General features: G+C 74.0%; 11 protein-coding genes. 2 read left to right on the top strand and 9 right to left on the bottom strand.

All coding sequences use genetic code 11. The annotated features are described in order from the left end of the window. Positions 1 to 2: 2 nt before the first annotated feature. From ACIHAD_RS47670 to ACIHAD_RS47630, 9 genes are read right to left on the bottom strand one after another with little or no spacing between them, the layout of a single operon-like run. The gene (locus ACIHAD_RS47670) at positions 3 to 773 is read right to left on the bottom strand and encodes a sulfotransferase (RefSeq protein ID WP_397361510.1); all 771 of its coding nucleotides are present in this window, start codon (positions 771 to 773) and stop codon (positions 3 to 5) included. After that, on the bottom strand, positions 770 to 1633 hold the full coding sequence (locus tag ACIHAD_RS47665) for a sugar phosphate isomerase/epimerase family protein (RefSeq protein ID WP_397361509.1): 864 nt from the start codon (positions 1631 to 1633) through the stop codon (positions 770 to 772). Before ACIHAD_RS47665 ends, ACIHAD_RS47670 begins: the two co-directional genes overlap by 4 nt. Further along, positions 1630 to 2295 (bottom strand): hypothetical protein, encoded by a 666-nt coding sequence (locus ACIHAD_RS47660; protein ID WP_397361508.1) that lies wholly within the window; start codon positions 2293 to 2295, stop codon positions 1630 to 1632. The genes ACIHAD_RS47665 and ACIHAD_RS47660 overlap by 4 nt, the downstream gene beginning before the upstream one ends. Next, a complete protein-coding gene (locus ACIHAD_RS47655) occupies positions 2292 to 3239 on the bottom strand; it encodes a Gfo/Idh/MocA family protein (RefSeq protein ID WP_397361507.1) in 948 nt (315 codons plus the stop codon). Before ACIHAD_RS47655 ends, ACIHAD_RS47660 begins: the two co-directional genes overlap by 4 nt. Beyond that, positions 3236 to 4486: an acetyl-CoA carboxylase biotin carboxylase subunit family protein gene (locus ACIHAD_RS47650; RefSeq protein ID WP_397361506.1), complete on the bottom strand. Its 1251-nt coding sequence runs from the start codon at positions 4484 to 4486 to the stop codon at positions 3236 to 3238. The genes ACIHAD_RS47655 and ACIHAD_RS47650 overlap by 4 nt, the downstream gene beginning before the upstream one ends. Next, positions 4483 to 7377: a type I polyketide synthase gene (locus ACIHAD_RS47645; protein ID WP_397361505.1), complete on the bottom strand. Its 2895-nt coding sequence runs from the start codon at positions 7375 to 7377 to the stop codon at positions 4483 to 4485. The genes ACIHAD_RS47650 and ACIHAD_RS47645 overlap by 4 nt, the downstream gene beginning before the upstream one ends. Beyond that, on the bottom strand, positions 7374 to 9140 hold the full coding sequence (locus tag ACIHAD_RS47640; protein WP_397361504.1) for an amino acid adenylation domain-containing protein: 1767 nt from the start codon (positions 9138 to 9140) through the stop codon (positions 7374 to 7376). The genes ACIHAD_RS47645 and ACIHAD_RS47640 overlap by 4 nt, the downstream gene beginning before the upstream one ends. Continuing rightward, on the bottom strand, positions 9140 to 9868 hold the full coding sequence (locus ACIHAD_RS47635; protein WP_397361503.1) for a thioesterase II family protein: 729 nt from the start codon (positions 9866 to 9868) through the stop codon (positions 9140 to 9142). Before ACIHAD_RS47635 ends, ACIHAD_RS47640 begins: the two co-directional genes overlap by 1 nt. After that, the gene (locus ACIHAD_RS47630) at positions 9861 to 10607 is read right to left on the bottom strand and encodes a hypothetical protein (protein WP_397361502.1); all 747 of its coding nucleotides are present in this window, start codon (positions 10605 to 10607) and stop codon (positions 9861 to 9863) included. The genes ACIHAD_RS47635 and ACIHAD_RS47630 overlap by 8 nt, the downstream gene beginning before the upstream one ends. Before the next feature lie 267 nt (positions 10608 to 10874). On the opposite strand from ACIHAD_RS47630, the gene ACIHAD_RS47625 reads away from it, so the two are divergent. Continuing rightward, positions 10875 to 12449, top strand: coding sequence for a flavin-containing monooxygenase (locus ACIHAD_RS47625; protein ID WP_397361501.1), 1575 nt, complete (start codon positions 10875 to 10877; stop codon positions 12447 to 12449). 59 nt (positions 12450 to 12508) lie between these two features. After that, the gene (locus tag ACIHAD_RS47620) at positions 12509 to 12742 is read left to right on the top strand and encodes a hypothetical protein (RefSeq protein ID WP_397361500.1); all 234 of its coding nucleotides are present in this window, start codon (positions 12509 to 12511) and stop codon (positions 12740 to 12742) included. Positions 12743 to 13588 lie beyond the last annotated feature (846 nt).

The following is a 13588-nucleotide window of genomic DNA, read 5'->3' as shown; positions in this document are numbered from 1 at the left end:
GTTCATGCCTTTCGTTGGTCGAGGAGCTCCTGCCAGAGGCGCTCGACGTGCGCCGGCAGGGCGTGGGGCGGCTCGGCGGGCGGGCGCTCGGCGATCAGTCCCGCGTAGGGGGCGAGGTCGAGGCCGGTGGCCTGGGACAGCCGCCGGAGGTCCGCGCCCGCGCACAGCCGCCCGTATTCGACGACCGTGCGATGGGGGTGGTCGTGCCACAGCCACGGCTCGTGCCAGGCCGCCCACTTGTCCAGCGCCGCCGCCCAGCCGTCAGGACGCCAGGGGCGGTCGCCGGACCAGCGCAGTGTCGAGGCCGCCACGGCCGCCGGATGGCGCACCAGCAGCACCCAGTGCGCGTCCGGCACGGTCTCGGCGAGCCGGTCGAGCTCCAGCAGGTACTCGTTGTACTTCTCGCCGTAGCGGCTCGCGCCCGCGTAGGCCCGGCGTACCAGGTCCCGCCGCAGGGCGAGCGCGTCGCCCGTGGCTCCGGCGGCCACCTCGGCCGCGGCCGCCCGCAGCACGTCCTCCACCGTGGCCAGCCACCGCGCGCTGCCGCGCCCGTACGGCGGCCTGCGCCGAAGGGCGTGCAGCATCTCGTCCACCCGCAGGTGGCGGCCGCGCACGTCGGCCTCGGTGCACCAGCGGTGCAGCACGTAGGGCAGCTTGCCGTTGATGGTGAACAGGCCGCCCGCGGCGTCGAACGCGGCTTCCAGCACGGAGGCCAGGGCGGTGGTGCCCGAGCGCTGGGCGCCGAGCAGGATGAGCGGCGCCGGCCCGGTCACGACTCCGTGCCCGCCGGGATCAGCTCGTCCGCCCAGTCGCGCAGGCGGCGCATGCACGCCACGCTGGCCGGGTGGCCGCCGCGCGAGAACGCCTCGCCCCAGGGCTCGTCGCGCTCGGCGGCGGTGAGTGAGCGGCCGGGCCTCCAGTGGGTCTCCAGGCTGACGAACCCGCCGTAGCCGTCCTCGGCCAGCCGCCGCAGGATGGCGGGCCAGTCTAGGTCGCCGTCGCCGAGCCGGACGTAGCCGCGGGTGGAGTCGGGGTCCTTGACGTGCACGTGGCGGATGCGCTCGCGGCCGGCCTCGTAGTCGGCGGGGAAGGGATCGGGGTCCCAGCCGCTGAAGACGGTGTTGCCCGGGTCCCACAGGATGCCGAGGTCGTCGCGGCCCAGCTCGTCGAGGAAGGTCGCCAGCTGGCGCAGGGTCGGGGTGTTGGTCCTGGTGCCGTTCTCGACGACGAGCGGGACCGGCAGGTCCAGGCCGTCCAGCACCTGGGCGGTCAGGCGCGCGGCCCGTACGGGGTCGGGGTCGCCGTCGCGGTAGAAGCTGAAGATCCGGACGTGGGGCGCGCCGAGCAGGGCGGCCTGCCGGCAGCCGTCCGCCAGCAGCTCGGCGGCGGCCTGGAGGTCGGCGTCGGTGGCGGGCAGCGCGGTCTTGAGCGCGGGCGGCGCGAAGCCCGCGTTGGCCAGGCCGTGCTCGTCCAGGGCCGCGCGGGCCGCGCCGAGCTGGGCGTCGCTCAGCAGGTGGGGCGGGGTGCCGTCCATCGACCTGATCTCGACGGCGTCGAACCGCAGCTCGGCGGCGGTCCTGGCGACCGTACGGCAATCCTGGGCGAGCTCGTCGCCGATCACGGCGAGTCTCATGTGTTCTCCTTCAGCAGCTTGGCGAGCAGTGCGAGGTCGGCGCCCGGGTTCCCGGCGCGGGACTCGACCGTGACGCACCTCAGCGGGGTCCCTTCCATGACGGCCAGGACGGGTTCGAGGTCGCGCGGTTCCAGCGGGCGGTGCCGCGTCCCCTGCGGGGTGCGATGGAAGCCCTTGACCTGGGCCGCGCGGACGTGCGGGGCGAGCGCGGCGAGCTCGTGCCGGTCGGCGCCGCCGATCTCCGCCAGGCCGAGGACGTCCAGCACGAGGCCGACGCCGGTGCGCTCGGCGAGGTCGATCAGCGTGGTGACGTCCGGGCCGCCGGCGTGCGTCTCCACCCACAGGTCGCGTCCTGCGGCCTGCTCGGCGACCAGCCCGGGGTCGGGCCGTTCGACGCAGAAGACCTTGACCGGCCACGCCGGCGGCGCATCGACGATCTCCGCCGCGGGGTCGCCGAGCCGGGCTCCGACGCCCGTGAAGAACACCTCGGCACCGGCGGCGGCGATGGCGGAAAGGCCCCGCTCGACGCCGTCCAGCTCCCACGCGTGGCCCTTGCCGATGCGCAGGTCCAGGCCGCTGCCGCCGTGCCCGAGGGCCGTGGCGGCGAGGTCGGCGGCGGTGGCGTGCGGCAAGGAGCCCGAGCTGAGCCCTATGGGGGTCATCGGGCCTCCCCGCGCAGGAGGCCGTCCAGGATCGCCATGACGGGACGGGCGCGGCCCGCCCCGGCCAGCTCCAAGGGCGCGTGGCCCGCCACGGCGCGGGCCAGCTCGGAGTAGACCTCGGCACGCAGCCGCTCGGCGGGCCTGGCCTCCCCGCTGACGGGTGTGCCCGCGAGCTCGCCGGTGATCGTGCCGGACCGCATCTCCACCCAGGCGTCCGCGCCGAGCACCGTGAGCCGTTCGATCCGGGCGGGCGAGCGGCTGGTGATCGCCACCGACAGCCGGGCGCCGGAGGCGAACAGGACGTGCCCACACAGCTGCGCGTCGATGCCCGGGGCGGCGTCGTCCCTGGCCAGCGGCGTCACCGACACCGGAGCGCCGAGGAGCTGGCAGGCCAGGTCGAGATAGTGCACGCCCAGGTGCGCGGTGACGCCGCCGAGCGCGTCGCGCGGGTCGGAGCGCCAGCCCGCCTGCCGGTAGTGCGCGTCGGGCCGCGTGCGGGAGACGGTGAGCGTCGCCACCGCTCCCGCGAACCGCTCCGGCCGCGGCCGCCGCAGCGGCTCGGGCAGCGCGAAGCGGTGCTGGAACATCACCCCGGCGAGCACGTCGCCCGCCGCCGTGCGCGCGAGCAGCCGGTCGAGCTCGTCCGCGCTGCGGGCCGGGGGCTTCTCCAGCAGCAGGTGCCGGCCCGCGGCCACCGCGCGCTCCGCGGTCTCCGCCCGCGCGCCCGGCGGCAGGCACACCGCCACCGCGCGGACGCGGTCGTCGGCCAGCGCCTCCTCCAGGCCGCGCACCGCCAGCCCGGCGTCCCTGGCCGACGCGGCGGCGCGCGGATCGGCGTCCACCACGGCGGCCACGTACGCCTCCGGCGTGCCGGCCAGCGCCCGGGCGTGCTGGCGGCCGGCGTTGCCGTAGCCGACGACCGCGACGCCCATCGGCCCGCTCACGTCGCCTCCCTCTCGACGGCCCGCAACTCGTGGCCGGTACGCGTGACGGCTCCGGCCGGCGTGTCGAACGTGAAGCGGATCCGCGACAGGCCGCGTTCCAGGACGTCGAGCATCTCCTCGTGTGTCGGCGCGTGACCGACGGTCAGGTCCAGGTACACGGCCGTGCCGTCGGGCGGCAGGGCGGCGCCCGGCCGCACGAGCCGGCGGGAGGCGATGATCCCGGGGGTGCGGGTGAGCTCTCTGGCGCCCTCGACGGCGGCCAGCCGGGTGGCCTGCGGCAGCGGACGGCTGTAGTGCTGGAAGTACACGCCGCCGCGCGGCCGCACGGACACGTCGGCCTCCTGGCCGAGCGCGAGCCGTCCGGCCGCCTCGATGAGGTCGAGGCCGGCGGCCCGCTGGTAGAGCTCGTTGATGAAGCCGCCGATGCGCCCGTTGACCTCGATGATCCTCGGGCCCTGCGGGGTGAGCTTGATCTCGGTGTGCGTGATGCCGTGGCGCACCCCCAGGGCCTTCAGCGCCCGCCCGGTCAGCTCGATCACCTCGGCGCGCAGGGCCTCGTCCAGGGTGTCGGGGAAGAACTGCCCGTTCTCCCTGAACGGCGGCAGCAGCGGCAGCTTCCCCGTGACGCCGATGGTGCGGACGTCGTCGCCGACGCAGGCGCTCTCGACCGAGACGTAGTCCCCGTACGGCTCGCACGGCGTGCCGAGGAGACATTCCTCGACGACGAGCGCCTCCTCGGCGGCGGGCCCGCCGGGGTCGAGCAGCCGCCGGGCCAGCGTCCTGCCGTTCTCCGCCGTGCGGACCAGGTGCGTGTTGCGGCTGCCCTCGCCCTTCACCGGCTTGAGCACGGCGGGCAGGGCCAGCTCCGCGGGCCACTCCTCCGCGTCGCGCAGCAGGTGGAAGGCGGGGGTCTCGATCCCGTGGCCGCGCAGGGCGCGCCGCTGCAGGCTCTTGTCGGTGAGGCGTTCGACGGTCTCGGGAGTGTGGAAGGGCAGTCCGGCCGAGGCGGCGAGGCGGGCGGCGACGGGCAGCTCGCGTTCGCCGAAGGCGACGATGCCGTCCACCTGGCCGATCGAGGCGGCCTCGTCGAGCGCCACCACGGTGCCCTCGCCCTGGAGCACGCTCGCGTACGAGGCGGCCCTGCCGGGCAGGATGAAGATCAGCTCGGGGCCGAAGCCCAGCCCGGCCAGCAGGTCGCCCAGCGTCACCGCCCCCGGGCCGAACACGACGGCGAGCCTGGCGGTCATGCCGATCCCCTTCCGTGGTGCGCGAGCAGCGCGGCGATACCCCGCACCGTGGGGGCGGCCACCGCCTCGCGCAGCGGGACTGCGACGCCGGTCAGCTCCTTGAGCCGGGCGATCATGCGGACCATGAGCAGCGACTGCCCGCCGAGGGCGAAGAAGTTGTCGTCGGGGCCGGCCCGCTCGACGCCCAGCAGGTCCCGCCAGACCGCGGCGACCTGCGCGTCGTTCCCCTCCTCGGGGGTTTCCCGATCGTCCTCGGCCGCCGGTTCCTCGACCCGCGCGGGTGCGGACGGTCGCGGCGGCACGGGGTCGAGCCAGTGTCGGGAGCGCTGGAACGGGTAGCCGGGCAAGGGGACGCGGCGCGCCTGCCGGTCGTCGTCCAGCGCCGCCCAGTCCACCGGGGCGCCCGCGCACCAGGCCGCGGCGACCGTCTCCAGCAACGTCGTGAGCGAGTCGGTCTCGTCCTTGCGGCCGGGCAGACCGGCCAGGGCGACGACCGGGCGGCCCGCCGCCGTCTCCTGCACGAGCGTGGTGAGCGTGCTGCCGGGGCCGACCTCGATCAGCAGCGGGTCCCGCCAGCCGAGCGCGTGCTCGGCCGCGTCGGCGAAGCGGACGGTCCCGCGCAGGTGGGCGGTCCAGTAGGCGGCGTCGAGGCCGTCCTCGACCGGGCCGCCGGTGAGCCCGGAGATGATCGGGATCGTGGGCCTGTGGTAGGTGAGCCGCTCGGCATGGGCGCGGAACTCGTCGAGGAGGCCGTCCAGCATCGACGAGTGCGCGGCGATCGGCACGGGCACGGCGCGGTGCCCGATGCCGCGCGCGTCCAGCAGCTCGGTGAGCCGCGGCATGGCGGCGGCCGGGCCGGCCACGACGATCGAGCGCGGCGCGTTGACCGCCGCCAGCGACAACGACTCCGGCAGCAGCGGGGCGACGGTGTCCGCGGCGGCGAAGACCGCGCGCATGGCACCGCCGCGGACCTGGTCCAGCAGCCGGCCACGGGCCGCGACCAGGACGGCGGCGTCCCGCAGGCTCATCACGCCGGCCAAGCACGCCGCCGCGTACTCGCCCAGGCTGTGCCCGAGCAGCGCCTTCGGCCGCAGGCCGAGGGACAGCAGCAGCTCGGCGGTGGCGTACTCCATGGCGAAGACGGCGGGCTGGGCGAGGGCCATGGTGTCGAGCTCGGCCTGGTCGGCGGGGGTCCGGCACAGGAGCTCGTGGAGGTCGGCGGTCCCGGCGAACCGCGCGGCGCACTCGTCCATGGCCGCGCGGAAGACCGGGAACCGGTCGTAGAGGCCGGCGGCCATGCCCGGGTGCTGGTTGCCCTGCCCGGTGAACAGGAAGCCGACGCTCACCCGGGCGCGGGCGAGGACCGGCAGCCGGAACGCCGTGGGGCGCGCCAGGTCGGCGGCGGTGGCCGCGACGGCGGCCGTGCGGTGGCCGCGCTGGTGGCGGCCGTTGCGCAGGGTGTGCGCCACGTCGCGGACGTCCAGGTCAGGGTGCTCCTTGAGGTGCCCGCTCAGCCGGACGGTCAGCTCGGTGAGGGCTGGCGCGGTGTGCGCCGACAGCGGGACGACCGTCGGAGTCTCCGCCCTCGTCCGGGCCGCGCCGGCCGCGGGCGCCTGTTCGAGGATCACGTGCGCGTTCGTGCCGCCCACGCCGAAGGCACTCACCGCGCCCCGGCGCGGCCCCTGGGTGGCGGGCCAGGGCCGCAGCACGCGGTTGATGAGGAACGGCCCCTCGTGCAGCCGCAGGTCGGGATCCTCCTCGTCGCAGTTGACGCTGGGCGGGAGCTGCCCGTGCCACAGGGCGAGCGTGGCCTTGATCAGCCCGGCGACGCCCGCGGCGATGTCCACGTGCCCGATGTTGGGCTTGAGCGTGCCGAGGACGCACGACGCCGGCTCGGGCACGTCGCCGAACGCCTGGGTGAGCGCCTCGACCTCGATCTTGTCGCCCAGCTCCGTGCCGGTGCCGTGGGTCTCGACGTACTGGATGGTCTCCGGGCGGACGCCCGCCGCGGCGTGCGCCGCCCGTATCACGTCGGCCTGGCCGCGCACGCTCGGCGCGGTGTAGCCGACCTTGCGGGCGCCGTCGTTGTTGATCGCCGACCCCTTGATCACCGCGTAGATCGTGTCGCGGTCCCGTATGGCGTCCGCCAGCCGTTTGAGCACCACGACCCCCACCCCGTTGCCCGGCACGGCCCCTCGCGCGTCCTTGGCGAACGCGCGGCAGTGGCCGTCGGGCGCGAGGATGTCGTGCGGGCTGTGGCGGTAACCGGAGCGCTGGGGCAGGCTGATCGAGGCGCCGCCAGCGAGCATGAGGTCCGCCTCGTGCCGCAGCAGGCTCTGCGCGGCCATGTGCACCGCGACCAGCGACGTCGAGCACGACGTCTGCAGGGCGATGGCGGGGCCGCGCAGCCCCAGCCGGTACGCCGTCCGCGTCGCCACGTGGTCCTTCTCGTGGCCGACCAGCATCGCCATGTCGCCCATGCTGCTGACCAGCCCGGCGTGGCCCAGCACGTTCCGCAGCAGGTAGTGGTTCTTGCCGGTGCCCGCGTACACGCCGATCGGCCCGGGGTCGCTGTCCTGGGTGTGGCCCGCGTGCTCCAGCGCCTCCAGCGCGCACTCCAGGAAGAGCCGCTGCTGCGGGTCGGTGAGCTGGGCCTCGCGCGGCGGTAGGCCGAACAGGTCCGCGTCGAAGTCCTCGACGCCCTCGATGACCCCGCGGACGGGGACGTACGCCGGATCGTCCAGCTCCTCCTGGGGCACGCCCGCGGCGGCCAGCTCCTCGCGGCCGAACCGGGTCAGGCTCTCCCGCCCCGCCGCGACGTTCGCCCAGAACGCCTCGGGAGTGGCGGCGCCCGGCAGGCGCAGTGCCATGCCGATGATCGCGACGCTCATCGGACGGCCTCCCGCAGGTGCTCGGCCAGGGCCTGGACGGTGGGGTACTGGAAGATGTCCACGATGCGCAGCGGATGCCCCGGCAGCTCGTCGCGCAGGCGCAGGTGCACCCGCCCGGCCAGCAGCGAGTCGCCGCCGATCTCGAAGAAGGGGTCCTCGACGCCGAAGTCGCCGGTCCCGAGCACCTCCGTCCACACGCCCACGATCACGTCCTCGAACGCGTCGGCGGGCACCGCCCGCGCCCTGCCTGATCCGGCCCTGGCCTCCAGCGCGGCGACGTCCACCTTGCCGTTCGGCGTGTACGGCAGCCGCTCGACCACCGCCCACAGCGCGGGCACCATGTAGCCGGGCAGCTCCTCGCGCAGCGCGCCGCGCAGGCGCTCCACCAGCCCGTCGTCGCCCGGATCAGCGACGACGGCGGCCAGCAGCCTCCTGGAGGCGGCGTCCGCGCCGGTCACGACCACGGCGACGTCCTTGACCAGCGGGTTCGCCAGCAGCCTGCTCTCGATCTCGGCCGGCTCGATGCGGTAGCCGCGCACCTTCACCTGCCGGTCGCGGCGGCCGGTGAAGTGCAGCAGCCCGTCCTCGTCGCGGCGCACGAGGTCGCCGGTGCGGTAGAACCGCTCGTGCCGCTCCGGGGGCACGACGAACGACCGCGCGGTCTCCTCCGGCGCGTCCAGGTAGTCCAGCGCCAGGCCGCTGCCGCCGAGGTACAGCTCGCCGTCGGCGGCCGGCCGGCCCGCCTCGTCCAGGACGAGAGCGGTGGTCCCCGCGACGGGCCGGCCGATCGGCACCGGGGCGTGCGCCTCGGCCGGGCCGGTCATCGGATGCACGGTGGAGAACGTCGTGTTCTCCGTCGGCCCGTACGCGGCGACGACCTCCAGCCCGGGATGGCGGGCGAGCAGGGCGCGTACCGCGTCGGGCGGCACGACGTCGCCGCCCGTGAGCACCTGACGCACGGTGGCGAAGGCGTCGATCGCCTCGCCCGCCATGACCCGGAAGAGCCCGGCGGTCATGAAGGCGACGCTCACGCCCGTCTCGCGCAGGAACGCGGCAAGCTCGGCCGGGGAGACCGGGCCGTCCGGGTAGATCTCCAGGGTCGCGCCGGTGGCGAGGGCGCAGAAGATCTCCAGCGTCGAGGCGTCGAAGGCCAGCGGGGCCAGGCGCAACATCCGCTCGCCGGGGCCGCGGCGCAGGTAGGACGCGCCCCGTACCAGCCGGACGACACCCCGGTGCGGGATGCGCACCGCCTTCGGGACCCCGGTCGAGCCCGAGGTGAACGTGACGTACACGGCGTCGTCCGGCGCGCGGCGCGCCCATGGACGGGACCCGGCGGCAGGCTCGGCGGTGAGCGCCACCGGCCCGACCGGGACGCACGGGCCCGGAGCCGCCTCGGCGACGGCGGCGTCCCCGATCACCGCCACCGGCCGGACCCGCGACAACATCGCGCGCAGCCGCGGCTTCGGCAGCCCGCCGTCCACCGGCACGTACACCGCGCCGACGCTGAGCACCGCGAGCACCGCGACGACCTCCTCGGCCGATCGCGGGACCGCGACCACCACGTGGTCCCCGGCGTCGACGCCCCGCGCCAGCAGCGCGCCGGCCTGTGTCTCGACGTGCCCGAGCAGCTGCTCGTACGTGAGGGACAGCCCGCGCCGGCGCTCCCGCACGGCCACCCGCCCGGCGAAGCCGGTCGCGGCCTCGGCGACGAGTTCGCCCACGTCGGTCTCCGCGTCGATCTCCGGCCCGCGTATGACATCCATCAATGCCCCCCCGTAGTCGTAATGCCGCTGGTCATCGCCTCGCGCATCGAGCTGACGATCGCGCGTCTGTTGTCCGGCCGCCGCAGGTAGAAATGGCCGCCCGGCAGGAGGCGCGAGGAGAACCCGCCGTTCGCGTGCCGGCTCCAGCCGGGCAGCCGGTCGTGCAGGTCGTGCTCGTCCGTGCCGGCCAGCACGTGCACGGCGCAGGGCAGCGGGTCCCGGTCGTAGCGGAAGCGGTAGGTCTCCATGGCCGCGTAGTCGGCCCGCATGTACGTCGCGACGATGGCGAGCAGCTCCGGGTTGTCCAGCACCTCGGCGGGGATGCCGCCGTGCCGCCGGTGCAGGGTCCGCAGCAGGTCGGCGTCGGGCAGGTGCCGTACCTCCGGCTCGCGGCGGGCGGCGTCCGGGCTGGGGAAGGACGACAGCCACAGCCGGTCCGGCGTCGCGCGTCCCGACGCTCGCAGCGCGTGCGCGACCTCGAAGGCGAGCAGCGCGCCGAAGCTGTGCCCGAACAGGCCGAACGGCAGGTCCAGCGGCAGCGTGCGGGCCAGGTCGGCGGCCAGGGCCACCAGGTCCTCGGCCGCGGGCTCGCCGAACCTGGCGCCGCGGCCCGGTCGTTCGACGCTCACGACCCGCACGTCCTCGGCGAGGTCGTCCCACGCGCGGAACTCGCCGGCCGCGCCGCCCGCGTGCGCGAAGCAGTAGACGCGCGCCCGTGGCTCACCCATGGCGGTGTCCGGCCAGGTCGAGGATGTGCTCGCGGGTCGCCGGGCTGCTGAGGAACTCGCCGCCGGGCACCTCCACGCGCACGGGCTCCCATTCGGCGGGCGTCCAGCCCGGCGCGGGCCCGCGGTCGCTGTCGCGGCTCACCACGATCCGGATCGGCCTGGCCGGCGTCGGCGTCGGCGTCTCCGCCGTGGCGAACAGGAAGCCGAACCAGGCGCGATACCGCCCGGCCAGCAGGTCCACGCAGGTGTCCAGCTCGGACTCGGGGATCCCCTCCGCCGTCAGCTTGGTCACCAGGTCGGCGCGGAGCACGGCGAGCACCGAGTCCCTGGTGACCTCGGCGGGCGCGCCGCCGGGACCGGCGCCGAGCGTCGCGCGCAGGTGCGCCAGCTCCCGCCCGATCTCCTCCGTCGTCGGCCAGGTCGGCTCCACCAGGACGACTTCGGCGTCACCGATCCGCTGCGCGATCTCCATCGCGAGCGCGGCCGCGCTGCACCAGCCGAGCACCGCGGCGGGCGGGCCGGCCAGCTCCGCCTCGATCTCCCGCGCGTGCAGGTCGGCGAGCCGCTTGACGGACAGCTGCCCGTGCACCTCCATGTCCTGTACGGCGTCCACACGGTAGACCGCCCGGCCCGACTCGGGGACGCCGATCAGTCCCGTCAACGTGTCGGCCATGGAGAACATGGCGAAGTCCACCAGGACGACAGGCGGCAGCTCGCCCCCGATTACCTTCTCCAGCACCCGTTTCCCCTCCGAGGTGTTCTGTTGCCCCGGGGTGGCGGACCCTCGGACGGGAGGCCCGAGCTCATGGCTGGCGCGATGGTCCCCGTACGAATGTGCTGTCACTGACGACCGTCCTGGTCGCTGGGCCGCCCCCGGCCGCGACCACTGTGGCAGCACGGTCTGAAGCTCGGCTGGAACTAAGCCGGAACGCGTTTCAGCCCCGCTTCAGCGGCCCTCCAGGCACCGGTGCCAAGGTGGGCGCCGGTTCCAACGGGGGGAGCGCTCGTGCTCGACGTGATCGTCATCGGCGCCGGATTCGCCGGCATGTACATGCTGCACCGCCTGCGCGCGGCCGGCCTGCGCACGCTCGTCCTGGAGGAGGGCGGCGACGTGGGCGGCACCTGGTACTGGAACCGGTACCCGGGAGCGCGCTGCGACGTGGAGAGCCTGGAGTACTCCTACTCCTTCGTCCGCGGCTGGGCCTGGAGCGAGCGGTACGCCGCCCAGCCGGAGATCCTCGACTACGCCCGGCACGTCGCCGGCCTGCTGGGGTTGCGTGCCGACATCCGCTTCCGCACCAGGGCGGAGAGCGCCTTCTACGACGAGGCCACCGGCTCCTGGACGGTGACCACCGGCGACGGCGACGCCCTCCGGGCGCGCTTCCTGGTCACCGCCGTCGGCTGCCTGTCCGCCGCCAACGTCCCGGACCTGCCCGGCCTCGCCTCCTTCGCGGGGCCGACCTACCACACGGGCCGCTGGCCGCACGAGGACGTCGACCTCACCGGCCGGCGCGTCGCCGTGATCGGCACCGGCTCCTCCGGCATCCAGCTCATCCCCGCCATCGCCGGCCGGGCCGCGCACGTCACCGTCTTCCAGCGCACCCCCGGCTACAGCACCCCCGCGGTCAACGGCCCCCTCGACCCGGGCCACGCCCGCTGGTTCGAGGACCATCGCGACGAGCTCACCCGCCGGGCCCGCAGCTCCCCCGGCGGCTTCCTTGTCCCGTACGGCACCCGCGCGGCCCTCGACGTGACCGCCGGGGAACGGCAGGCCGAGTACGAGCGCCGCTGGACCCGCGGCGGCGTCGGCTTCCTCACCGGGTTCACGGACCTGCTGCTGTCGGAGGAGGCCAACGAGAGCGCCGCCGAGTTCGTCCGCGCCAAGATCCGCGCGATCGTGACCGACCCCGCGACCGCCGGCAGGCTGACCCCGAAGGACCAGCCGATCGGCCTGAAACGCCTCTGTCTGGACACCGGCTACCACGCCACCTACAACCGCCCGGACGTGTCCCTGGTCGACCTGCGCGAGACCCCCATCGAGGAGATCGTCCCCACCGGCCTCCGCACCCGCGACACCGTCCACGAGGCCGACGTCATCGTCTTCGCCACCGGCTACGACGCCATCACCGGCGCCCTGCTCGCCATGGACCTGCGCGGCCGCGGCGGGATCCGCCTCAGGGACCGGTGGGCCGGCGGCCCCACCAGCTACCTCGGCCTGGCCGTCGCCGGCTTCCCGAACCTGTTCACGATCACCGGCCCGGGCAGCCCCTCGGTCCTGACCAACATGATGGTCTCCATCGAGCAGCACGTGGAGTGGATCGCGGACTGCCTGCGCGACCTCGGCCCGCACGCCGTCATCGAGGCGCTGCCCGACGCGGAGTCCTCCTGGACCGAGCAGGTGCGGGAGCTGGCCGACTTCACCCTGTACGCGAAGTCGGAGAGCTGGTACTCCGGCGCGAACATCCCCGGGAAGCAGCGGGTGTTCATGCCGTACCTGGGCGGTGTGGGCAACTACCGGGCGGAGTGCGAGCGCGTCGCGGCCAACGACTACGAGGGCTTCCTGCGTACGCGTCTGCCCTGAGCCGCCGACCGGAACATTCGTTCAAGACGCCGGCGCGCACCGGCGGCGATGGTAGGCCGGTGACTGTTTCCCTGAGACCGGTGCGCCGCCGGCGACGCCTCCTGATCGCCTTGGCCGTCCTCCTCCTCGTCGTCGTCGCCGGGTCGCTTCTCGTGAACGCCGAGCTGGTGACGCGCCAGAGCGCCGAGGCCACCGGAAATCCGACCCTGCCCTTCGACGGCGGGAACATCTACGTGCGCCAGGACGGCCCCTCCGACGCCCCGGCACTGTTTGGCGGGGTGACCTTCCTCTAGCAAGCCGCTTAGCGTCTCGGGACGCGACCTGCTTCCGGCATATCGCCGCGAATGACTTGTATTGGTGCACGAGCGGTGTTACCAAGGGCTTAAGGGGATGCGGCGCGGCGACGCGAGCGTTGCTCTCCCACCAGCCAACCGGCCTTCGGGCCGGTTTCGTCGTTTTCAAGGGGATGTTTATACAAAAACGCAGAAAATCGTGAGCAGGAAAAACGCTGATCAGGCTGGCATCTCACAACGTCGCCCGGACGAGCTCGCCGGGTGACGCCAGCGACTCGGCCTCAAACGGGGTCGTGAACAGCCAGGGAGCGATAGCCCCTTACTTCCCTATGTAGCATCTCAGCGATGCTCAAGGGAGGCTAGCCCGCCGATCGCACAGGGCGCACAGCACGCATGTTCGGGCTCTGCTGTGCTCGCATGTACCCGTGTCCGGGCAGCGATTGGCAAACAGCTTGATCAATCCTTGAGCCTGTACCAGATGAATTCCGGACTGAGGTGCCTCGCCGGTCTTCCCACTTGGTATTCATGCAGTCTTCCCGCAGGTCTGGCTTGGCGAAGCGGTCCAAACCGAGCGCTGAACGTCCCGCTGTCCGGTCGTCGATGTGCCGGATGCGTGCCGAAGAGCACGTGACGAGCACGGACTCGACTGTCTGCGTCTCTTAGAGCCTGCTGACAAAGGGATTTGGTATTGGGGGCTCGAGTCAGAAGAGTGCCGTGCTGTGGTCATGGTTGGGCTGTTGGCCGGTGAACGGGAGCGGGCTCCCGGTAGCTGAGGTGTTGTCTAAGCAGCTCAGCGGCCAGGAGCCCGTGGTTGTCTGTCTACACGCCCGTGGCCGTGAACGCCAG

It is taken from the genome of Nonomuraea sp. NPDC052265, from assembly GCF_044547985.1.
Classification (GTDB): domain Bacteria; phylum Actinomycetota; class Actinomycetes; order Streptosporangiales; family Streptosporangiaceae; genus Nonomuraea.
The sequence above is the reverse complement of the archived record's forward strand: the minus strand, read 5'-3'. Positions and strand labels throughout refer to the sequence as shown.